Below are 22,770 nucleotides of genomic sequence, written 5' to 3'. Positions count from 1 at the left end.
AAAATATATATAGTAATTATAGAAAGTAAACTTTATATATGCTAAAGTATTTTTATCTTAAAAATTTTTTAAAAAAGTGATATAATGTAGCAGTACATAGTTAGATATGGAGGTGCAACTTGAAATTATCGGTATTAGCCAGCAGTAGTAGTGGAAATAGTATCTATATAGAGCATAATAATTTTAAATGTTTAGTAGATGCAGGACTGACTGGGAAAAAAGTAGTAGAGAACTTGGCGCAAATAGAGCGTGATATTAAAGATATCAATGCAATTTTTGTAACACATGAACATATTGACCATATAAAAGGAGTAGGAGTACTCGCAAGGAAGTATAATATTCCAGTTTATGCTAATAAACTTACTTGGCAAAACATGACTAAATGTGGTGAAATCAGCTCAGATCTTAAGTTTCATTTTGAAAAAGAAGAAAGCAAGATCTTTGATGATGTAGTTGTTAATAGTTTTGGAGTTAGTCATGATGCGATTAATCCACAGTTTTATACATTTGAATGTGAAGGAAAAAGGGTGAGTATTCTTACAGATACGGGTTATGTCTCTGATAAGATGATAGATTATGTGAAAGATTCACATACTATTGTCTATGAGAGCAATCATGAAGAGAATGTTCTGCTTAGTGGGCCTTATCCATGGACGACTAAACAGCGTATATTATCGGACATGGGTCACTTATCAAATACAGATTCTGCTAATTATTTAACAAAAATAGTAGGAGATAGCACAAAAAATGTCTTTTTAGCCCACTTAAGTGAGCAAAATAATACGAAAGAACTTGCTCGTATGGCAGCTGACATGACTCTTAAAAATAAAGATATAGAGTGTGTTTTGGAAGCTGATAAAACTATTGATTGTAATAATAAAATAATTATTATGGATACTGATCCAGTAGTTCCAACAAAGATAGTAGAAATATAAAAATTAATAAAAGAGCGACTTGATAAAATATTTTTTAGGAAATAAGATTTTGAGTCGTTTTTTTTTTAATATATTCAGAGGAAATTTTAGTAGTTTTATAGAGTGTTTTAATAAATATTCAGAAAATTCTAGATTTTTCTCTCTAAATTTTTTCTTTTTTATTGCTTTTTTTCTAAAAATTTTATAATATAGTATTATGCTGTTTTTATTCAAGGTTATGATTTATAAATAAATTTGATTAGAAATAAAACAATATTAATTGAAAATGCAAAAAGAAATAAAGTTTAAGTTTGTATTTATTATTGAAGTAAGTTATTTTTTGGAAGGAGATAGGTAAATGGAAAAACTATTAGAGATTAAAAATCTAGAGACAGCATTTAGAATCAAAGACGATTACTTTAACGCTGTTGATAAAGTTAGTTTAGACCTATATAAAAACGAAGTATTAGCCATCGTTGGAGAGAGTGGTTGTGGTAAGTCGACATTAGCGACTACTATTATGCGTCTTCATAATGAAAATCTTACTAAGTCAACTGGAGAAATTATTTTTAATGGAAAAAATATTCTAGACTTAACAGAAGATGAGATGAATAAAATTAGAACAAAAGATATTGGAATGATTTTCCAAGATCCACTTTCTTCGTTAAACCCATTACATAGAATTGGAAAACAAATTGAAGAAGCCTTAATTTATCACACAGAATTAAGTGCTGAAGAAAGACAAAAACGTGTTATTGAATTATTAACTCAGGTTGGTATTCCAAACCCTGAACGTTGTGCAAAACAATATCCACACGAATTATCAGGTGGTATGCGTCAACGTGTTATGATAGCTATGGCGATGAGCTGTAAACCAAGTGTTCTTATTGCAGACGAACCAACGACAGCTCTAGACGTTACAATTCAAGCTCAAATCTTAGACCTTATTAAAGGACTTCAAGCAGAGATGCATGCAGGAATTATCCTAATTACTCATGACCTTGGAGTAGTTGCTGAGATGGCTGATAGAGTAGCCGTGCTATATGCTGGAGAAGTGGTAGAAATTGGAACTGCAGAACAAATCTTCAAAAATCCAAAACACCCTTACACTCGTAGTTTATTACGTAGTATTCCTCAAATTGATGATGAAGAAGCAGGTGATGAACTTTATGTTATTCAAGGAATGGTGCCTTCTCTAAAAACATTAGATAGACAAGGATGTCGTTTTGCAAACCGTATTCCTTGGGTGAAACATGAAGAACATGAACACAACCCGACTCTACACGAGGTAGAAGAAGGTCATCATGTTCGTTGTACATGTTATAAAAACTTTGAATTTGAGGGGGAGGAGAACAATGCTTAAAGTAGAAAATCTAAAAGTACATTATCCCATCCGTGGTGGATTTTTCAATACAATTAAAGATCATGTCTACGCAGTAGATGGTGTTGATATTGAAATCGAAGCTGGGAAAACTTATGGACTAATCGGAGAAAGTGGTAGTGGAAAAACTACTGTAGGTAAAGTAGTCTTAGGTTTAGAAAAAGCAACTGATGGACACATTATTTATAAAGATGAAGATGTTACTAAAAAAGCAGCTCGTCAAAAAATTAAATATAATCATGACGTTCAAATGATTTTCCAAGATGCAATGTCTAGTTTAAATCCAAAAAAACGTATTATAGACATAATTTCAGAACCTATTAACAATTTTGAAAACTTATCTGAAGAAGATACTAGAAAACGTGTATTAGAACTTCTTAACATCGTAGGTATGGGTGAAGAAGCTATGTACAAATACCCATTTGAATTTTCAGGTGGACAACGTCAACGTATCGGAGTTGCGCGTGCTATTGCATGTAATCCTCGTTTAATCGTAGCCGATGAGCCAGTATCTGCCCTTGACCTTTCAGTTCAAGCACAGGTATTAAACTTCATGAAAAAAATCCAAAAGGATTTTAATATAAGTTATTTATTTATCTCTCATGACCTTGGTGTTGTTAAACATATGTGTGATTACATTTATATCATGTATCGTGGTCGTATCGTAGAACGCGGAACACGTGAAGATATCTATAATAATCCACAACATATTTATACAAAACGTCTAATCGCAGCGATACCAAGTACTAACTTAGATAAAGCAAAAGAAGTAAAAGAAATTAGACAAGCTGTTGAAGAAGAATATCAAAAACATTATAATGATTATTTCGATAAAGATGGAAGAGTATATCCACTTAAAAAATTAACAGATACACACTATGTAGCTATGAAAGGAGGAGAAGTATAATGTGGAAAGTAGTTTTAAAACGTGTTTTAGTAATGATACCACAGCTATTCATCCTTAGTGTACTAGTGTTTGGTCTAGCTAAACTTATGCCTGGGGATCCATTTAGTGGTTTAGCAGAAAATCCAAAAATATCTCAAGAACAAATTGAGGCGATTCGTCAAGCGAGTGGGTTCTATGAACCTTGGTACCAACAATACCTAACTTGGTTGAAAAATTTCATGCATGGTGATTTCGGACTAAGTTATACTACTGGTAAATCAGTAGGAACACTTTTAGGAGAAAGAATTTTCAATACATTCAACCTGTCATTATTTACAGCGGTAATTATGTATGCAATCGCAATTCCTATGGGGATGTATGCAGGTCGTTATAACGGATCTAAATTCGATAAATTCGTTAACTTCTATAACTTCTTCTTCCTAGCGATTCCATCATTTGTATTATACTTATTCATGATTGCATTATTTGGTTTCGGTTTAGGATGGTTCCCAACAAGTGGATCTGTAGATGTTAACCTTGATCCAGGAACATTCTCATACTATATTAACAAACTGCAACACTTAGTTTTACCTGGTATCTGTTTAGCGTTATTATCAACAGTATCAACTGTTCAATATTTACGTAATGAAGTTATCGATGCAAAACAAAGTGATTATGTTAAAACAGCGCGTTCTAAAGGTGTACCAGTTAAAAAAGTTTACTCAGGACACATTTTCAGAAACTCTATCTTACCAATCGCAGCATTCTTTGGATTCTCTATTACTGGATTATTCAGTGGTGGTATCTTCGTAGAAACAATCTTTGGTTACCCTGGAATGGGACAATTATTCTACCAAAGTATTCAAGATAGAGACTACAGTGTCGTTACAACATTAATGTTATTCTCAGGATTCTTAACATTGCTTGGTAGTACATTAAGTGATATTATCATGGCAATTGTTGACCCACGTATTAAATTAGACTAGGAGGAAGTTGAACAATGACAAAAGCAAAAGAAGAAAAAGTTATAACTAAAACTCCTTCTGGGTTTTCAGTTGTGGCTCGTGAATTTAAAAAGGATAAAGGTGCTTTTGCAGCTTTAATCACATTAAGTGCAATTTTAATTTTTGTAGTACTTTTCAATATTTACATTCGTGTGAGTGGAGTATATAGTACTTACTTTGATGTAGATTTATTAAATATTTTCTTAAAACCTGGTGAAGATGGATTCTTATTAGGTACAGATGTAGGAGGTCACTCAGTTTTTGGATGGCTAATGATGGGGATGCTTAACTCAATTCTTATCGCAGTTGCGGTAACAGCTTTAACAATTGGGTTTGGTACTGCAGTAGGGTTAGTTATTGCATACTACGGTGGACGTGTTGACAACATTGTGATGCGTTTTGTAGACTTTATGGTAATTATCCCAACGCTTATGGTAATCATCGTATTCGTAAGTATTAAACGTGATTACGGACTTGTACTATTCATTCTGATTTTATCAGCATTCGCATGGATGGGATCGACTCGTTTAGTACGTAGTAAAGCATTATCAGAATCACGTCGTGATTATGTCCTTGCTTCAAAAACTATGGGAACACCTGATTGGAAAATCATGTTACAAGGAATTTTACCAAATATCAGTTCTATCATCATAGTAGAAGCTACATTATCATTAGCTGCTAATATGGGGATTGAGGTAGGTTTAACATATCTTGGATTCGGTCTTCCAGCGGGAACACCAAGTATAGGTACAATGTTATCTTATGCAAAAGATGCAGACGTTCTTATTAACAAAATGTATATTTGGTTACCAGCAGCCCTTGCAATCTTAGTTATCGTACTATGTATCAATTCTATTGGTGGAGCATTAAGACGTAGCTTAGATGCTAGACAAAGATTATAATTTAGAAAGTCATGTAGAAAGATTTCTACATGGCTTTTTTATGTTTTCTTAAAGAAATCTAGATTGGTATTTAGTTTGAAATAGATTATATAAATTGAATGGTATTCGTAATGAGTGTTATCGATAGATAATTAATATTTATATCCATTTCAGCGAAAATTAAAAAAATAATGTAAAATTTTCTGACAATTACTTGACTAGAGTAAATTTCTTTGATATAATTGCTAAATACAATATTAAAGAAAGGCTGTATACAATACAGCATGGAGGATAAGATAATGGAAAAGAAAAAAATGTTAAAGGTAGTTAGTTCAGCTATGGCTCTCACAATGTTACTTGCAGGATGTTCAAGCGCAAGTAACAATTCTAAGGGAACAAAGGCAGCTGTAGAGTTTAAGACAGCCGTGGACAATGGTGGAAATGCGCTTAGTGGTCAACAATTAAAAGTTGGTATTACTTCAGCAGATCCACTAACAGGGATGTTTAATCCTGTATTCTTCTTACAATCAACAGATAATGATGTAATGAAGTATACAATGAATGGTGCTTTCCCACTTGACGATGCAAACCGTCTAAAACAAGATGACAAAGATGCACCAGTTATGTTCCACGTTGATCGCGATAAAAAAGAAGTTACATTAACTATTCATAAAGATCTTAAATGGAGTAACGGAGAAGACGTAAAAGCGGATGATATCGTTGCGACTTATGAACTTATGGGTAATCCTAAGTACACTGAAAACGTTCGTTACAGTGATGAGTACGAAGTAATCGAAGGTATGAAGGACTATCACGAAGGGAAAGCAAAAAATATCTCTGGAGTAGTTAAAAAAGATGATAAAACTGTAGTGCTTAAGTATACAGAGATTAAACCAGCATTATTATGGGGTAATGGATTCATCGGAGAATTCTTAAACAAAGCTCAAGTAGAAGCTGCATCAAAAGACTTCACTAAATTTGTTGAAGCAGACTTAAACAAAAAACCATTATCTTACGGACCATATTACTTAGATAAAGTAGTAAACGGGGAAAGTGTATTAGCGAAAGCTAACCCTTACTTCTACAAAAAATCTGATGTGAAAATTCCGGAAATCCAATTTAAAGTTGTATCACCAGCTCAAGCAAGTGCTGTTCTTAAAAACGGTGATGTAGACTTAATGGACAGTTTAACTACAGGTATCTGGGATGGTACTAAAGACGCTAAAAATGGAACAATCTTAGGAGAATCTGACTACTATGTATCATATGTAGGATTCAAACTAGGTAAGTTCAATAAAGAAAAAGGTGAAGTTGAAGTAGATCCAAATGCTAAAGCTGCTGACAAACGTGTACGTCAAGCATTCGGTTATGCAGTAGACTGGGATCAAATCAATGAAAAAGTTTATAAAGGATTACGTTTCACACCAACAGGATCTGGATTCTATCCGCCAATCGTTAAAATGTTCTACAACAAAGACGGTGAAAAATATACTAAGAACGTAGAAAAAGCGAAAAAACTTCTTGATGAAGCAGGACTTAAAGATACAGATGGAGACGGATTAAGAGAAGATAAAAATGGTAAGAAATTATCATTCAACTTCGCTATCCGTAACACAGGTCAAGACTTCGACCAAACATTAGCGGATACATTCGTTAAATCTTGGAAAGAAGTAGGGTTAGATGTTAAATTAGTAGATGGAAAACTTATGGCACCTAAAGATTGGTCACAACGTACTCAAGCAGATGATCCAGGAATCGACATCTTCCAAGGAGCTTGGGGATTAGGAAGTGATCCTAACGTAGCTTCATTAGTTGGAAAAACTTCACCACTTAACTTACAACGTTATACAACTGAAGAATTACAAAAATCATTAGATGCAATGGGAAGTAGCGACATGTTTGATGATGCTAAACTTAAAGATGCATATCAAAAATTTGATAAACAATTCAGAGAAGAAGCTGCTTGGTTACCATTCAGCTGGCAACAATCTATGACATGGGTTAACAAACGTGTTAAATCATTCGACTTAGCGAAACTAAAAACTGGTGAACAAAAAGTTTACGGTTTAGAGTTAACTGCTGATGCACCAGCAAAAAATTAATTTAGTTTAGGATTGAGATTTGGCTAAGGTCACTTAGTTGAATTTCCCCCTAATAAACTTATATTTCATTTTATTTTCAATTAATTTTTGAGAGGGATGAAAAATTAGAATTTCAATAGAGGTTTCTAATTTAAGCCCTCTCGCCTTTGAAAATATGAATATACGAAATATTAATAAAAAAATAGATATAACTTTTAAATGAAAAATTAATTAACAAGGGTTGACTCGAAATCACGATTTTTGAGTTATTCCTATATTCTTAATAAAAATATGTAGAGCTACAAATTTACATAGATTCAAGGCGAAGTATCGCGCTTTAATGTAGCAAAGATACCTCGTCTTAAATTTTGTCTTTATTAATTATTAATAAACTAAAGTTATATTGGAGGAAAAAATGAAGAAAAATAAATTTTTAAAAGTATTCAGTTCAGCAATGGCACTATCAATTATTTTAGCAGGATGTTCAACGTCGTCAAAATCATCAAAAGACGGAAAACCATCGGTAGAATTTAAAACATCAGTTGATAACGGTGGAAGTGCGGTAAGTGATTCTATACTGAAAGTTGGTATCCTTAGTGCTGATCCATTAACAGGTATGTTTAACCCAGTATTTCACCTGCAAGCAACAGATAATGCAGTAATGGAAGACACTATGGCACACACATTTGCTTTTGATCATTCATATAAATTAAAAGAAGATGATGAAGATGCGCCTGTTAAGTTCCATTTAGATAAGGATAAAAAACAAGTAACACTTACTATCCGTAAAGATTTAAAATGGAGTAACAATCAAGATGTAGTAGCGGATGATATTATCGCAACGTACGAACTTATGGGTAACTCTAAGTATAAAGATAATATCCGTTATAAGAGTGAATTTGAAACAATAGAAGGTATGAAAGCTTACCACGAAGGTAAAGCTGAAAAAATCTCAGGTCTTACTAAAAAAGATGATAAAACAGTAGTAATTCAATATAAAGATGTAAAACCAGCTCTTCTTTGGGGAAGTGGATTCATAACAACATTCCTTAATAAAGATCAAGTAGCTGCTGCATCAAAAGATTTCAGTAAATTTGTAGAAGCGGAATTAAATACAAAACCATTATCTTATGGTCCATATTACTTAGATAAAGTAGTAAATGGAGAAAGTGTGCTTGCTAAACAAAATCCTTACTACTATAAAAAAGACGATGTAAAAGTAAAAGAAATCCAATATAAAGTAGTTGCACCAGCTCAGGCAAGCTCTATAATTAAAAATGGTGAAATTGACTACATGTCACAAGTAACTCCAAATGTATGGAGCGCGGTAAAAGACTATTCAAATGGAACATTACTAGGACAACCAGATTTCTATATTTCATATGTAGGGTTTAAACTAGGTACATGGGATAAAGAGAAAAATGAAGTGAAAGTAAATCCGAACGCAAAAGCAGCGGATAAACGAGTACGTCAAGCATTCGGTTATGCTGTAGATTGGGATCAATTAAATGAAAAAATCTACAAAGGACTACGATTCACACCTACAAATTCAGGTATTTACCCAACACGTTCAGAAGATTACTACGATAAAGATGGATTCAAATACAAAAAAGATGTAGAAAAAGCGAAAAAACTTCTTGATGAAGCAGGACTTAAAGATGTTGATGGAGACGGATTAAGAGAAGATAAAGATGGTAAGAAATTAACATTTAACTTTGCAATCCGTAACACAGGTCAAGACTACGATCAAACTCTTGCTGATGCATTTATTAAATCATGGAAAGAAGTAGGATTAGATGTAAAACTAGCTGATGGAAAATTAATGTCATCAAAAGATTGGACACAACGTGTAACAAGTGACGATCCATCTATCGACTTATTCCAAGGAGCATGGAGCTTAGGTACTAACCCTAACCCAGCACGTCTATTAAGCGATAAAGCTAAAGTTAACTATCAAAGATATATGAGTGATGTTCTTAAAAAAGATTTAGAAACAATCAACTCTAAAGAAATGCTAGATGATGCAAAACGGAAAGAAGCATATAAAAAGTTCGATAAAGACTTTGCAGAAGAAGCTGCTTGGTTACCATTTAGCTGGAGTACAGATATTACTTGGATAAACAAACGTATCAAAAACTTCGATGTTAAGAAATATGCTTATGGTGAACAAAAACTGTATGCATTAGAGCTTACTTCTAATGACAGTGCAAAAGGATAATTTAAAAATTTTATATTAAGTTTTAAAGAGGATTGAGAGTGACTTAAAAATCGTGATTTCTTAAGAAACAAGATTTTGTCAAGTCACCCTCAGTCTTTTTTTGTGTAAAAATAAATATATTAATTTAACGAAACTGAAATGAAAAGAATAGTAGATTTTGATACGAGATATCCCTATTATGTGAGTAAAATAAGAAAAATATATATTTGTAAAACAATAGAATACAATTTAGTTAACTAATATTAAATTTATAGTTTTAAAATATCGAACAGAAATTTAAAAAGAGAATTTTGTTATTTTTATATTATTTTCTGAAAATTTACTTGACTTATCGTTAAAATGATGTTAAAATTATTTCATAAATAATTGAAAATAAGTTTTTATATATTATGGAGGAAATAAAATGAAAAAGAATAAGTTTCTAAAAGTATTTAGTTCAGCGATGGCTCTTTCAGTAATTTTAGCTGGATGTTCAACATCAAGTAATTCTGGAAGCAAAAACGCTCCTAAAGCAAAAGTAGAATTTAAAACAAGCTTTGATAACGGTGGTTCAGCTGTAGATGGTGCTACATTAAAATATGGTATCTTATCAGCACAACCATTAACAGGTCTTTGGAACCCTGTATTCTCAGATAAAGCTGAAGATCAATACGTAAACCAAGCTGTTATGGGTGGAACATTCCCTGTTGATGAAGAAGGACGTGTTGTACAAGATGATGCTAATGCAGCAGTTAAATTCCACTTAGATCGTGATAAGAAAGAAGTTACATTAACTATCCATGACGGTGCTAAATGGAGCAACGGTGAAGCATTCACTTCTAAAGATATCGTAGCTACATACGAACTTATGGGTAACCCTAAATTCACTACAAACACTCGTTACAATGAGGCATACGAGTTTATCGAAGGTATGAAAGAATACCACGCTGGAAAAGCGAAAAACATCTCAGGGCTTCAAGTTAAAGATGATAAAACTGTAGTAATTAAATACACTGAAGTACGTCCATCATTACTATGGGGTGAAGGTTTAGTTACTGACTTCTTAAATGCTAAACAAGTAGAAGAAGCTTCTAAAGACTTCGCTAAATTTGCTGAAGCAGACTTAAACAAAAAACCATTATCATATGGTCCTTATTACATTACTAAAGTAGTAAACGGAGAAAGTGTTCTTGCAGAACAAAACCCTTACTACTACAACAAAGACAAGATGAAACTTAAAAAAATCGAGTTCAAAACAGTAGCTCCAGCTCAAGCTAGCCAAGTAATCAAAAATGGAGAAGTTGACTATATCGATAGCGTTACTCCAAGTGTTTACGAAGGAGCAAAAGACATCAAAAACGGAACATTCTTAGGTGATACTTCTCGTTACATGTCATATGTAGGATTCAAACTAGGTAAATTCGACAAAGAAAAAGGTGAAAACGTAGTTGATCCTAACTCTAAATTAGCAGACAAAAACTTACGTCAAGCATTCCTATATGCAGTTGACCGTGACCAAATCAATGAAAAAATCTTCAAAGGATTACGTTTCACTCCAACTGGATCTGGTATGTACCCAGCAGCTGTAGGTAAATTAGTAAACGAAAATGCTACTGCAGCTAAAAAAGATGTAGAAAAAGCTAAAAAATTATTAGATGACGCAGGATACAAAGATAAAGATGGAGACGGACTACGTGAAGACAAAAACGGAAACAAACTTTCATTCAACTTCGCAATCCGTAACACAGGTGCTGAATATGACCAAGCATTAGCTGACGTATTCGTTAAATCATGGAAAGAAGTAGGATTAGATGTTAAATTAGTAGACGGAAAACTTATGTCTCCAAAAGACTTCTCTCAACGTGTACAAGCAGATGATCCATCAATCGACATCTTCCAAGCAGCTTGGCAATATGGAACAAACCCTAACCGTCAAGAGTTACTAGGTAAAAAAGCTCCATTAAACTTATATCGTTACACTACTGAAGCATTCGAAAACAGCTTCAAAGCTCAAGGATCAGCAGATATGTTTGACGATGCTAAATTAAAAGCGGCTTACAACAAATTTGATGGTGAAGTTGCTGAAGAATTACCATTCTTCCCATTAAGCTGGGATACAAGTATCACATTCTTCAACAAACGTGTTAAATCATACGATTTAGCTAAAGCTAAGAAAAACCAATTCAAACTTTATGAACTTGAGTTAACAGCTAACGAAGGTGCTAAATAATAAAAATTAAAATACGACATAGATAACTTCGGTTGTCTATGTCGTTTTTTGTGAATTAGTATTTCCTAGGAAATATTTAAAATAATTTGGAATGGATAGATAGCGTACGCGGTAGCTAACAGTTGAATTTTTTGGAAATAACGTATAAAATTATAAAAGTATAATGTATTTATTGCTATGATAGTGAATACTTTTAAAATTTTAAATTCATAAAAAATTATAGGAAAGGTGTATTAATGAGAAAATTTATTTCGGAGTTATTATTAATAATTGTTACAATTATTTGGGGTCTGGCTTTTATTTGGCAAAATATAGCAAGTAAAGTTCTAGGACCGTTAACAGTTGTAGGTATAAGATCGATAATTGCAGTAGTCTTTCTTATTGTTGTTGCATTGCTAGTGCCGAGTTTGTATAAGAGTCAAGATCCAAAAGTGTTAGCTGAGCCTATAACAAAAAATAAAAGTTGGGTGCTTGGTGGTATTTGTGGAATTGTACTATTTTTCGCGATGTATATTTCGCAAATTGGTATTGGTATGACAACTGCAGGTAAAGCTGGATTTATTACAGTTTTGTATATTTGTATAGTACCATTTATAGGTGTCTTTTTAGGAAATAAACTTAATAAATTCTTTATTATAGGATTGATTTTATCTGTAATTGGTTTTTATTTCTTATCTGTAAAAGAAGAATTTTCTTTAGAGATGGGAGATATTATCGTTTTAATCAGTGCGGTTCTATTCGGGATTCATATTATTGTTATTGATTATTCGGCTGCTAGAGTTAATTCAATGTTCTTATCTATCGTTCAATTAGTCGTAGTATCTGTATTGAGCTTAGTATTAGCTGTTTTCAAGGAAACAATCGTCTTTGCGGATATAATGAGTGTTATTTGGCCGTTACTAGCGATAGGTGTACTTTCAAGTGGAGTAGGTTATACTTTACAGATTGTAGGTCAAAAAGATGTTCCGCCACATACAGCATCTCTAATATTAAGTTTAGAGTCTGTTGTAGCTGCAATAGGTGGAGTGCTTATCCTTGGTGAACACATTGGGATAAGAGAAGGAATCGGTATGCTTATCGTTTTCGTGGGAATTATCGTTTCACAATTACCGGATAAGAAGAAAGATAAATAGTTTATAATGAAGAGCAATAGGGAGTGACTCGAAAATTGTGATTTTATCGAGTCCCCTTTTTTATGAGGTTAATGATGAAAAAAATATTAAAAATAGTTATTAGTTTAGTGTTAGTAGCAGCTTTAGGTTTTGCGGGCTTAGTTGGCTATTTATGGGCGACAGAATACAGTCCTAATGGTGTAGAGAGCCTGCCGGTCACTAAACAAGGTAATTCAGAAATAGCAAAAGTAGGAACAGAATATAGTGCGCTTAATTGGAATATAGGTTATGCTGGGCTTGATAAAGATGAAGATTTCTTTATGGATGGTGGAAAGATGGTGTTACCTCTTGATAAAGCTCATGTAGAAGAAAATCTAAAGAATATTACAGAAATAGTTAAAAATGAGAAAGCTAATGTTAATTTTATTCAAGAAATTGATGAAGATTCAAAACGTAGTTATAATATGAATCAAGTTAGAGCATTTGATGAAACGCTTGGTTTAAATAGTATTTTAGCCTATAATTTCAAGGTTAGATATATTCCATATCCATTACCACCACTAGGAAAGGTGAAAAGTGGTATATATACTGCGACTGATTTTAAAATAGAAAATGCAAGAAGATTCCAAATGGCAATTCCATTTACTTTCCCTGAAAGACTGGCTAATTTAAAACGTGGATTTTCTGTTATTTATACAAAAGTAGAAAATAGTGATAAACACCTTTTATTAATCAATGCACATCTTGATGCTTATGACAAAGGTAATTCTGGTAAAAAAGCTCAGATGAAGCAACTGCTTGAGTTTATCGATTATGAGTATAAGAAAGGTAATTATGTATTGGTTGGGGCAGACTTTAATCAGTCGTTAAAAACTTTAACACAAGATGAGATTAACGTTGTTCCAAAAGAATTATGGCGTGCTGAGAATTTAGATAAGAGTTTATTACCAGTAGGATTTAAGTTAGTTTATGATGAAAGTAAAAATTCTGCCAGACTTAACAATAAACCTTATGTGAAAGATAGTGAAGGTACTTATGGCTTTATTATCGATGGGTATATAGCAAGTGATAATATTGAAGTACTTGGAGTAGAGACGCTAAATCAAGAGTATAGATATAGTGATCATAATCCGGTAAAATTAAGATATAAATTAAAATAGAATAAAAGAAGCGGCTCGGAGATTAGGTCAAGGAGCTGCTTTTTTGTTAAGTATTATTCGATAACCTACTGTTTTAATGTAGCTTTAGGAGCCTACAATTCTTTTGCTGTGCAAAAGGACTTTCCGGCTAAAATCAAAGCCTGTGGTCTTTGATTTTCTAAGTAAAACTATAAGTTTTACTGCAGCACTATAAACAGTAGGTGAATTTAATTATATTATATAGTTAAAAGGATCTTTGGAATTATAAAGAACAGATGAATATATAGTTATTTCTTTTTAACAAAGTAAATTCTATCGACACTTGTTCTTTTGATTGTGGTGCGAGACGTCTATAACCAATATTTTTTTAACAATGAAAAATCCCACAAACTTATGTTTGTGGGATAATTTTTTATGCTTTTTGTTCTTCGTCCTTTTTGAAGAATATTCTATTTAATCTATCAACAATTGCTGATAAAGCTCCATCTCCAGAGATGTTACATGCAGTTCCGAAGCTATCTTGAGTAATGTATAATGCGATCATTAGAGATAACATGATTTCGTTGAATCCAAGAACTGATTGTAATAATCCAAGAGCCGCCATAACTCCACCACCTGGGACCCCAGGAGCAGCTACCATTGTTACACCTAGTAATAGGATGAATTTAATCATTACTGCAGCTGATGGGAATGTAGCACCGTGTTGTAACCAGAATACTGCAGACGCACATGTAGTTAATGTAATTGTACTTCCTGATAAGTGGATAGTAGCGAATAATGGAATTGTGAAGTTTGCAATGTTTTTATCAACACCCATTTTTTTAGTACTTCTTAGTGTTACTGGGATAGTAGCAGCTGAAGATTGAGTACCAATCGCTGTCATGTATGCAGGTAAGATGTTAACAAGCATCTTGAATGGGTTTCTAGCGTTAAGTGTTCCAGCAACAAAGTATTGGATAATAATGATTACTACGTGCATAATAATAATTAATACGAATACCATTGCGAAGATTTTTAAGATTTTGAATACTTCACCAGAAGCTGTGATGTTCATGAATACACCTAGGATGTAGAATGGAAGAAGTGGAATAATTACTGAAGCAAGTAATTTTTCAATAATTTCTCCGAAGTCTGCGAATCCTTGTTTAAGTCCTTCTGATTGAGTTGCTGAAATTCCGATTCCTAAGATGAATGAGATAATAAGAGCAGTAGTAACATCAAAAATTGGAGTCATTTTAAACTCGATGAAAGGTTTTAATAATAAATCCTCTGGGTTTTTGAATGATTGTAATGTAGCGTTAGCTAAGATGTTTGGTAATACTGCTTCAGCTGTTAAGAATGCAAATGTTCCTGCAATAATTGTAGAAATATATGCAACTCCTGTTGAAAGTCCAAGTAATTTACCAGCGTTGTTTGAAACTTGGCTAATACCTGGTACGATAAATCCAACGATAATAAGTGGGATTGTGAATCCTAAGAATGAGCTGAAAATTGATGAGAAAGTAACGAAAACTCTAATAATAGACGTCGATAGAGTACTTCCTAAAACTATCCCTAATGTTACAGCGATAATAAGTTTTACTATTAATGGAATTCTTTTATATAAACTCATTGTTCGATCTCCTTTTTTTATTTTATTGTATTTTTTAAAAAGACATGTGTACATTATACAAGAAAACTGTTGCTTTGTAAAGGTATTGAGTTATATTTTTTCAATTATTTGAAAATTTTATATATTTATATAGAAGAAGTTCTAATAAAATAAATAAAAAAAGCTTAAAACCTCAAATGATTATTGAGATTTTAAGCTTTATGCAGTTATTAGATTAATTTGAATACATCATTTAAGTTTTCAGCCATTGTTGGGTGAGTGAAGATTTGATCTCTGATGTAAGTGTAAGGAATTTTGTTATCAATTGCCATTTTAATTAGGTTGATAATTTCTTCTGAGTTTTTACCGAATAGAGTAGCTCCAAGAATTAAGTTAGTGTCTTTGTCTACAGTTACACGGAATAATCCACGTGGGTCTTGGTTAACAGCTCCTCTAGGCATGTTAGCAACAGGTAATGATGCTACTGCAACGTTAGGGTAAGCTGCCTCAGCTTCTTCTTTGTGTAATCCAACGTGAGATAATGCTGGAGAGATGAATGTTGAGTAAGGTACGTTTTTACGGTCAGCAGTTGTGTATTCTTTGTTACCGTGTAAGTATCCGTTAACTACTCTGAAGTCGTCTAATGATACGTAAGTGAATTGCAATCCACCGTTAACATCACCGACTGCGAATACATTTTCTACAGATGTTTGACAGAATTCGTCTACTACGATTGTTCCGTTTGGACGTAATTCGATGTCAGTGTTTTCTAATCCTAATCCTTCAGTGTTAGCACGGCGTCCAGTTGCGTGTAATACTGCTTCGAATTCTAGTGGACCATATTTTTCTGTATCAACTACAACAAGTTCTCCGTTGTTGCGGATTTCTTTTGTTGCAGTTCCTAATTTGAACTCGATTCCTGCTTCTTCTAAGTATCCTTGAGCAAGTTCAGCGATATCTTTGTCTTCTCTTCCTAAGATTCCAGGAGCGAAGTCGATTACTGTAACTTTAACTCCAAGACGAGCGTAAAGGTTAGCGAATTCTAATCCGATGTTACCTCCACCAATAATTCCTAGAGTTTTAGGAGCTTTTTCTAATTTTTGGAATTCAGTGCTGTCGTAAACATTTTTAGATGTTGTTAATCCTGGAATTGGTAATACATTGTTTTTAGCTCCAGTGTTAATTACTACGATTTCACCTTCAAGTTGTTTAGTTTCTCCGTTAGCAGAAATTTCTACTACTTTGTTAGAAACGAATTTAGCGTGAGCTGTATAAACATCAATGTTTGGACTATTGTCTAACATAGCGAAGTTTTTAGCGTTAAGTTTAGATACAACTGCGTCTCTTGTAGCTTTAGCTTCTGCGAAGTCTTTTTTGTTATCTGCAGCTACAATTAAAGTTTTAGTTGGAATACATCCGATGTTAATACAAGTACCACCGTACATTGCACTGCTTTCTTCAACTACTGCTACTTTTTTTCCTTCTTTAGCGAATGTTGCTGCTAAAGTTTTTCCGGCTTTACCGAATCCTACTACTAATAAATCATATTTAACCATAATTTAATTCCTCTTTTGTTTTAAATTTATATTGTTTATATTTTATATTTTTTAAATAAATATAAGATGAAAACTCTTTAGTTCATATTTTACTCCTACTTTTTCAAAATTTCAAGCACTTTGCCTACAAAAGTAGACGATTTTTTTAAAAAAATTTTAGGATGGAATATATTACGGTTAAAATCGTTATAATACCAACGTTTTCAAGAAAATAATTTTTGATATTGTTTTGATATTGCTTCTCATTATGGTATAATATCCTTTGTACAAATATGAAATTTTATGGAGGAAACAAATGACATTACCTAATTGTCCAGAATGTAAAAGTGAATATACTTATGAAGATGGAAACATGCTAGTATGTCCTATGTGTGCTCACGAGTGGTCACCAGAAGATACTAGTGGAGCAGAAGAGGAAAAAGTTTACCGCGATGCTAATGGAAATGTACTTCAAGATGGAGATACAGTTTCTGTAATTAAAGATTTAAAAGTTAAAGGTAGTTCTTCTACATTAAAACAAGGAACTCGCGTTAAAAATATCAGATTAGTTGACGGAGACCACAATATCGATTGTAAAATTGATGGTTTCGGAGCTATGAAACTAAAATCTGAATTCGTTAAAAAAATATAATACAAAAAGAGCTGACTCAATAGTATGATTTTGATGAAATCATTAAGAGTATAGCTCTTTTAATTTTTATATATATTTTTCATTTGTTCTTTATAGTGGTGGGAATAAAATGCTGTTGAATTTTATCGAGGAAAGGGAGTGATTCAAAAATCGTGATTTCGGAGAAATCGATTTTATCGAATCACCCCCGCACAGGTTATTAGATATCTAAAAAGCTTTTATAAAGCGAATTTAGATATCAATAAACCATTGCGTCTATGAGTTTTTATATAAACTATTTTTAAGAAATTTAAGACTTTTAGGTAAACCTTTTTAGTCGAAAAACAATCTTTTCTTTGAAAAGTTGGTTGAAGACGTCTCGCACCACAATCAAAAGAACAAATGTTTAAAAAATATACAGTGAGTAGATTAGAATAAATAAACAGTCTGTAAACCATAGTGATTTACAGACTTGTTTTTTATCTTCTTATTAATTTCAATATTTTTCTTCTTAATGGTAATCCGTAGTTGTACATTAAATTGAATACATGAGAGACTACTAAATCGAACTCTCCGTAGTATTCTACGATATTTGGAGCGAATTTTGATTTAAATCCAAGTAGACTATCGTTTAGATCTCCTTCGATTCCACCCATAGACACTTCTTTAACACCCATTTCTTGAGCTTTTTTCATCGTATCAGAAAATACCTTATATTGTGCAGGAAGTTTCGCGAAGGCTTCATTCATACCAGCGTAAATAATTTCTGCATGGTTACCATAAGCGATAGTAATCGCAGCGCTTATTACCTGATCCTTGCTCTTATCTTCGATCTCTAAGCTATCAAATAGAACGATTAGCTTTTCAATTCCAGCTACTTGTTCAAGAAGAGTACGTTTTTTCTTCGGAGATTTTTCTCCAAGAGCTTCAATTTCATTCTCAAGAGCTTCTTTTCTAGAATGGCATTCTTTTACAGCTTTTTCTACGTTTATATATGAAATGTATAATAAAGCATTGTCTCCAAAAGTATCTAGTAAGTTTTCAAAATACTCACGTCCACGAAGAGAGATGTTTTTTCTTTTTTCAGTACAAGCTAGGGCAAAAAGGAAGTCATCAAGATTTTCTTTACCACAATGTCTAACTTCAACGAATTTCTTCTCTGCATCACGAATTAAGCGACGTGTATCTTTCGGGAAAAGATCAGGAACTTCTTGTTCAAGTTTTGTAACTGTGTTAAAACGTGGTTGAATAGTACTGCTCATATCAAGGCTGAAACCTTTGTGCTTATAACCATTATCCTTGAATACTTTAATAAGAGTGTTGTTCTCTCTATTTACCTCAACATCCTTAAACACTGCAAGTTTTTCATCTTTTATCGCAGTTGGAATGTCTAGTTTAACCATTTTAGCACCTTTTTCTTTGGCGAATTTTTTAAGGTTAGTTAAAAAGAAGTTTAGTAGATTGGCATCAGTATAATCAAGAATTGGACCACGAGGAGCGTACCACAATCCTTGGCGAGTTAGTATTTGAACAGCAGCTATAATATTGTCATTGTCGTCTGCGACAGCTACTCTTACAGCCCCCCAAGTGTTTTTAATGTGAGACCACTCGATAGCTTGCATCATATTACCATGTTTGTGATTTTTTATAAATTCAGTATATTTTTCATCGTTAATATTTGTTAAAAATTTCATTATTCAATAATCCTTTAACTAAAGTACACTTAATAATAACAAATTATAGTAAAAAAATCAATTTTCAGAGGAGATGAGCGATAAATAAGTTAATTACACTTTAATTTTTTTCTGGAACTTACTTTGGGAATTTATCAATAACTTAATTAAAATGTTTACAACTGCATACAAAACTTATATAATTAATGTATAAAATAATTTAAAGGAAGTAATTGCGATGAACATGAATACATTGTACATCATGCTTGGATTTATATTTGTCTATGCGATGATTGCTAACGTGAGAGATAAAATAAAAAAACGTGATGAAAAGAGTAAAGAAGCATTTGAAAGACTTCAAAGTGCGTCTTATAAAAAAGAATTAGAAAAGGTTATAAACTTAAGCCAAGACGATGCATTTAATATTGCAGCATTAAGAAAAGCATACTTTTTAAATGGAAAAGATGCAAAAAAACTAATAGAAATTGTAAAAAAGAGTAAAGGAATTTAATTATGAAGATAGCATTAATTATTATTTTAGCAATAGCGATTTTTATGTTTTTTTCAACTAGGAACAGTAAGTCAAAAGAAGAATGGGCAGAAAAACAAAAAGTTAGTAAAGAAAAATTTAATGAACTTGTGAAAGATAGCAATAGAGAGGAAGTACTTTCAGTAGTCGATGCTTCTAAAGGAGATATTCATAATGTTAAGATGATAAGAGATAGATATACAGATCTAGTACTGTATGATGCAAAAGCATTATGGGAAGCTGTAAAAGAAGATGCTTTAAACAGACGCACATTACAAGTTAAAGAGCTAATTGCTAGTGATTATACTGATATAAAAGAAGTTGTTAATCCAGATGTTGGTGATATTGCAAATATTAAAATTATTAGAGAGCACTATGGTTTAGATTTAGTGCAAGCAAAAGAACTATGGGATAGCATCAGAGATGAGGTTAAACAATAATATTTCAAGATATGAATAAAAGTTAACCCCAAGAGTTAGAATACACTAACTTTTGGGGTATTTTATATTCTTTATTTTCCTTCGATTGTAATCATCCATACTTCACTACGAGCTGTAGTTTTGAAAGGTGGTCCCCAGAAACCATAACCTGCAGAAGTGAAGAAATGTTTACCATTAATCTTTGCGTAGCCATGATCTAGGGTATAAACTACATCTGTGATGAAGTTTAACGGCCATAGTTGTCCGCGGTGAGTATGTCCAGAAAGTTGAACATCTATAGGTAAGGTAGCGTGATAATCAACAGCATCAGGTTGATGATCGATAAGAACGATAGTCTTGTTTAAATCAACGCTCTTAAGCAGGTCATCTGTATCTAGTCTATCACGACTGACACTCTTATCTTTACGCCCTACTAATGTAATATCGTTATTAAGTGTAATACTTTCATCAAACAGTGGGATTATCCCTGTCTTTTTAACCTCGTTTACTATTTCTAGTGCGTCACGGTCGTGATTTCCCATTGTAGTGTAAACGCCTAGAGGAGCTTTTAGCTTGCTTAGGCTTTCTTGCATATTACGTTTCTTGTACATAACCATATCATCATCCATAAGGTCTCCTGCGATAACTACAGTATCTGGCTTCTCTTCGTCAACAATCTTATTCAGTTTTTCAAGTTGAGGATTTGAGAAAAATGTCCCAAGATGAAGATCGGATACCATGGCAATTTTAATAGGTTTTTCAATGTGTTTATCTACCTTAATAGTCTTATTAATCACAGTAGGTGAGTATGCCCAAAATAATCCTAGAGCAGTCATACCTAATAAATATAGAGTAGTTATACTTAAACTAATTCCTTGATTAAGGTTTAATTTGAAGATTTTCAGTAATAACTTAGCGATTAATAAGATAACACCTATGACTGTGCCATTCAAGAAGTAGAAGTACCAGATGTTCCCATAATTTACCCACGGTGCACCTAATCTTAGCATATAAGCTATAATAGAAAAGTTAGCAATGATAAATAGTGTGATAGCAATAGCTAATTTAACCTTAGCTGGAACGAAAGGTGAGATCATCCATTTTAAACCTAGACACATCAGAAATACTAGTATTTCATATACTGCGAATACCCCAATGAAGCCGGCTATAAGTTTCCAATTATTCAACATCAATTCTCCTTTAATCTATTTAATAACAAATGTAAGGGAGTGACTCAAAAATCATGATTTCGGAGAAACAAGATTTTGTTGAGTCACCCCTGCACAGTTTATTAGATGTCTAAAAAACTTTTACAAAGCGAATTTAGATATCAATAAACCACTGTGTCTATGAATTATCATATACACTTTTTTAAAATTTAGGACTTTTGAGTTAGCCCTAACAGAGTGCTTTTCATTATACATTATCTAGCTTAAATTGTCATTAAATTAGGTTGGGAAGGAGATGAGATAAACTAAAAAAACAAAAAGCCATCATACGACAGCTTTTTGTTTATCTATGTAATTATTTACCTAATTTTTCTAAGTGTTTAGCTAGGCGTTCGTTAACGAAATCCCAGTTTACAACACGGAAGAATTCTTTAATGTAGTCTGGACGACGGTTTTGGTAGTTTAGGTAGTATGCGTGTTCCCAAACGTCTAATCCAAGGATTGGAGTAAGACCTGTTAAGTATGGAGAGTCTTGGTTAGCTGTAGAAGTAACTACTAATTTACCTTCTTTATCTAAAGCTAGCCATGCCCAACCACTACCAAATCTTGTAGCAGCTGCAGCTGAGAAGCTCTTAACGAACTCTTCGTATCCACCAAGTTCAGCTTCAACTTTTTCTTTTACTAATCCAGCGAATTCAGAAGAATCTGCTTTAGTTAGAGATTTCCAGAATAGGCTGTGGTTGTGATGTCCACCACCGTTGTTGATAACAGCTTGACGGATGTCAGAAGGTACGTTATCAATGTTTTTTAGTAAACCGCAGATGCAGTTAGCTTCGAATTCTGGGTGTTTTTCTAAAGCTGCGTTTAAGTTGTTAACGTAAGCAACGTGGTGTTTGTCGTGGTGAATTTCCATAGTTTTAGCGTCGATAACTGGTTCTAAGAAATCGAATCCATAAGGTAATTCAGGTAATTTAAATGTCATAGTAATAATCCTCCTAGGGTTTTTATAAATATATAATAATTATAAGAAAAATATTAAAAATAAACAACAAAAATGCTTACAAAAAATTTTTTTTCCGATAAAAAACTATTTTAATCGTTGTAATAACAACTAATTAAAACTAAATAAAAGTTAATAAAGTTTGAAATGGAAATAAGGTTGACCCAAAAGTCCAAAAATTTAACAAGGTTCATATGAGAACTCATGGACGCAGTGGTTTATTGATATCTAAATTCGCTTTAAAAAAGCTTTTTAGATATCTAATAAACTGTGCGGGGGTGACTCGACAAAATCGATTTTGATATGTACCCCTTTTACTGGACAAACCAGTGAAAGGGGTATTTTTATGCGTTATAGTTTTGAATTTAAAGTAAAATGTGTTGAGATGTATGAAAGAG

General features: G+C 32.8%; 18 protein-coding genes. 13 read left to right on the top strand and 5 right to left on the bottom strand.

The genetic code is table 11. The features are described 5' to 3' along the window. The first annotated feature begins 119 nt into the window (after positions 1–119). From ACWOA3_RS07645 to ACWOA3_RS07600, 10 genes are all read left to right on the top strand, one after another. Positions 120–935, top strand: coding sequence for an MBL fold metallo-hydrolase (locus ACWOA3_RS07645; RefSeq protein ID WP_456885129.1), 816 nt, complete (start codon positions 120–122; stop codon positions 933–935). Between the two features lie 337 nt (positions 936–1,272). Continuing rightward, positions 1,273–2,277: an oligopeptide/dipeptide ABC transporter ATP-binding protein gene (locus ACWOA3_RS07640; protein ID WP_442566382.1), complete on the top strand. Its 1,005-nt coding sequence runs from the start codon at positions 1,273–1,275 to the stop codon at positions 2,275–2,277. After that, complete coding sequence (locus tag ACWOA3_RS07635) at positions 2,270–3,202, top strand: ATP-binding cassette domain-containing protein (RefSeq protein WP_442566383.1); 933 nt, start codon at positions 2,270–2,272, stop codon at positions 3,200–3,202. The genes ACWOA3_RS07640 and ACWOA3_RS07635 overlap by 8 nt, the downstream gene beginning before the upstream one ends. After that, complete coding sequence (gene opp4B / locus ACWOA3_RS07630; protein ID WP_442566384.1) at positions 3,202–4,167, top strand: oligopeptide ABC transporter permease; 966 nt, start codon at positions 3,202–3,204, stop codon at positions 4,165–4,167. Before ACWOA3_RS07635 ends, opp4B begins: the two co-directional genes overlap by 1 nt. Before the next feature lie 14 nt (positions 4,168–4,181). Beyond that, the gene (locus ACWOA3_RS07625; RefSeq protein ID WP_316452071.1) at positions 4,182–5,087 is read left to right on the top strand and encodes an ABC transporter permease; all 906 of its coding nucleotides are present in this window, start codon (positions 4,182–4,184) and stop codon (positions 5,085–5,087) included. Between the two features lie 278 nt (positions 5,088–5,365). After that, positions 5,366–7,168: an ABC transporter substrate-binding protein gene (locus ACWOA3_RS07620; protein WP_456885126.1), complete on the top strand. Its 1,803-nt coding sequence runs from the start codon at positions 5,366–5,368 to the stop codon at positions 7,166–7,168. A 394-nt stretch (positions 7,169–7,562) separates the two neighbouring features. Beyond that, entirely contained in the window at positions 7,563–9,365 is a 1,803-nt protein-coding gene (locus tag ACWOA3_RS07615) for an ABC transporter substrate-binding protein (protein WP_456885125.1), read from the top strand. 403 nt (positions 9,366–9,768) lie between these two features. Then, positions 9,769–11,574, top strand: a complete 1,806-nt coding sequence (locus tag ACWOA3_RS07610) for an ABC transporter substrate-binding protein (RefSeq protein WP_456885123.1) — start codon at positions 9,769–9,771, stop codon at positions 11,572–11,574. A 236-nt stretch (positions 11,575–11,810) separates the two neighbouring features. Next, positions 11,811–12,707: a DMT family transporter gene (locus ACWOA3_RS07605; protein WP_456885121.1), complete on the top strand. Its 897-nt coding sequence runs from the start codon at positions 11,811–11,813 to the stop codon at positions 12,705–12,707. 74 nt (positions 12,708–12,781) lie between these two features. Then, positions 12,782–13,846 carry an endonuclease gene (locus tag ACWOA3_RS07600; protein ID WP_456885120.1) on the top strand — a complete coding sequence of 355 codons (1,065 nt, stop codon included), beginning with the start codon at positions 12,782–12,784 and terminating at the stop codon, positions 13,844–13,846. A 391-nt stretch (positions 13,847–14,237) separates the two neighbouring features. Here ACWOA3_RS07600 and ACWOA3_RS07595 read toward each other — a convergent pair whose 3' ends face one another. Both ACWOA3_RS07595 and ACWOA3_RS07590 read right to left on the bottom strand, forming a co-directional pair. After that, entirely contained in the window at positions 14,238–15,437 is a 1,200-nt protein-coding gene (locus tag ACWOA3_RS07595; protein ID WP_003147530.1) for a dicarboxylate/amino acid:cation symporter, read from the bottom strand. Positions 15,438–15,646: 209 nt separating this feature from the next. Continuing rightward, positions 15,647–16,972 carry an FAD-containing oxidoreductase gene (locus ACWOA3_RS07590; RefSeq protein WP_456885118.1) on the bottom strand — a complete coding sequence of 442 codons (1,326 nt, stop codon included), beginning with the start codon at positions 16,970–16,972 and terminating at the stop codon, positions 15,647–15,649. A 295-nt stretch (positions 16,973–17,267) separates the two neighbouring features. Between ACWOA3_RS07590 and ACWOA3_RS07585 the strand changes: the two genes are divergently transcribed. After that, on the top strand, positions 17,268–17,603 hold the full coding sequence (locus tag ACWOA3_RS07585) for a zinc ribbon domain-containing protein YjdM (protein WP_003147532.1): 336 nt from the start codon (positions 17,268–17,270) through the stop codon (positions 17,601–17,603). 458 nt (positions 17,604–18,061) lie between these two features. Here the strand turns inward: ACWOA3_RS07585 and ACWOA3_RS07580 are convergent, their stop codons facing one another. Then, positions 18,062–19,276: a lipid II:glycine glycyltransferase FemX gene (locus tag ACWOA3_RS07580; protein ID WP_456885116.1), complete on the bottom strand. Its 1,215-nt coding sequence runs from the start codon at positions 19,274–19,276 to the stop codon at positions 18,062–18,064. 217 nt (positions 19,277–19,493) lie between these two features. Between ACWOA3_RS07580 and ACWOA3_RS07575 the strand changes: the two genes are divergently transcribed. Together ACWOA3_RS07575 and ACWOA3_RS07570 are read left to right on the top strand one after the other, a co-directional pair. Beyond that, complete coding sequence (locus ACWOA3_RS07575; protein WP_003147534.1) at positions 19,494–19,766, top strand: hypothetical protein; 273 nt, start codon at positions 19,494–19,496, stop codon at positions 19,764–19,766. A 2-nt stretch (positions 19,767–19,768) separates the two neighbouring features. Beyond that, a complete protein-coding gene (locus ACWOA3_RS07570; protein WP_003147535.1) occupies positions 19,769–20,224 on the top strand; it encodes a hypothetical protein in 456 nt (151 codons plus the stop codon). Between the two features lie 71 nt (positions 20,225–20,295). Here the strand turns inward: ACWOA3_RS07570 and ACWOA3_RS07565 are convergent, their stop codons facing one another. Continuing rightward, positions 20,296–21,393: a metallophosphoesterase gene (locus tag ACWOA3_RS07565; RefSeq protein WP_003147536.1), complete on the bottom strand. Its 1,098-nt coding sequence runs from the start codon at positions 21,391–21,393 to the stop codon at positions 20,296–20,298. Positions 21,394–21,727: 334 nt separating this feature from the next. Continuing rightward, positions 21,728–22,354 (bottom strand): superoxide dismutase, encoded by a 627-nt coding sequence (locus ACWOA3_RS07560; protein ID WP_456885113.1) that lies wholly within the window; start codon positions 22,352–22,354, stop codon positions 21,728–21,730. Between the last annotated feature and the right edge of the window lie 416 nt (positions 22,355–22,770).

It is taken from the genome of Gemella taiwanensis, assembly GCF_054054385.1.
Note: the sequence above shows the minus strand (reverse complement) of the source record. Positions and strands in the feature narration are given on the sequence as shown.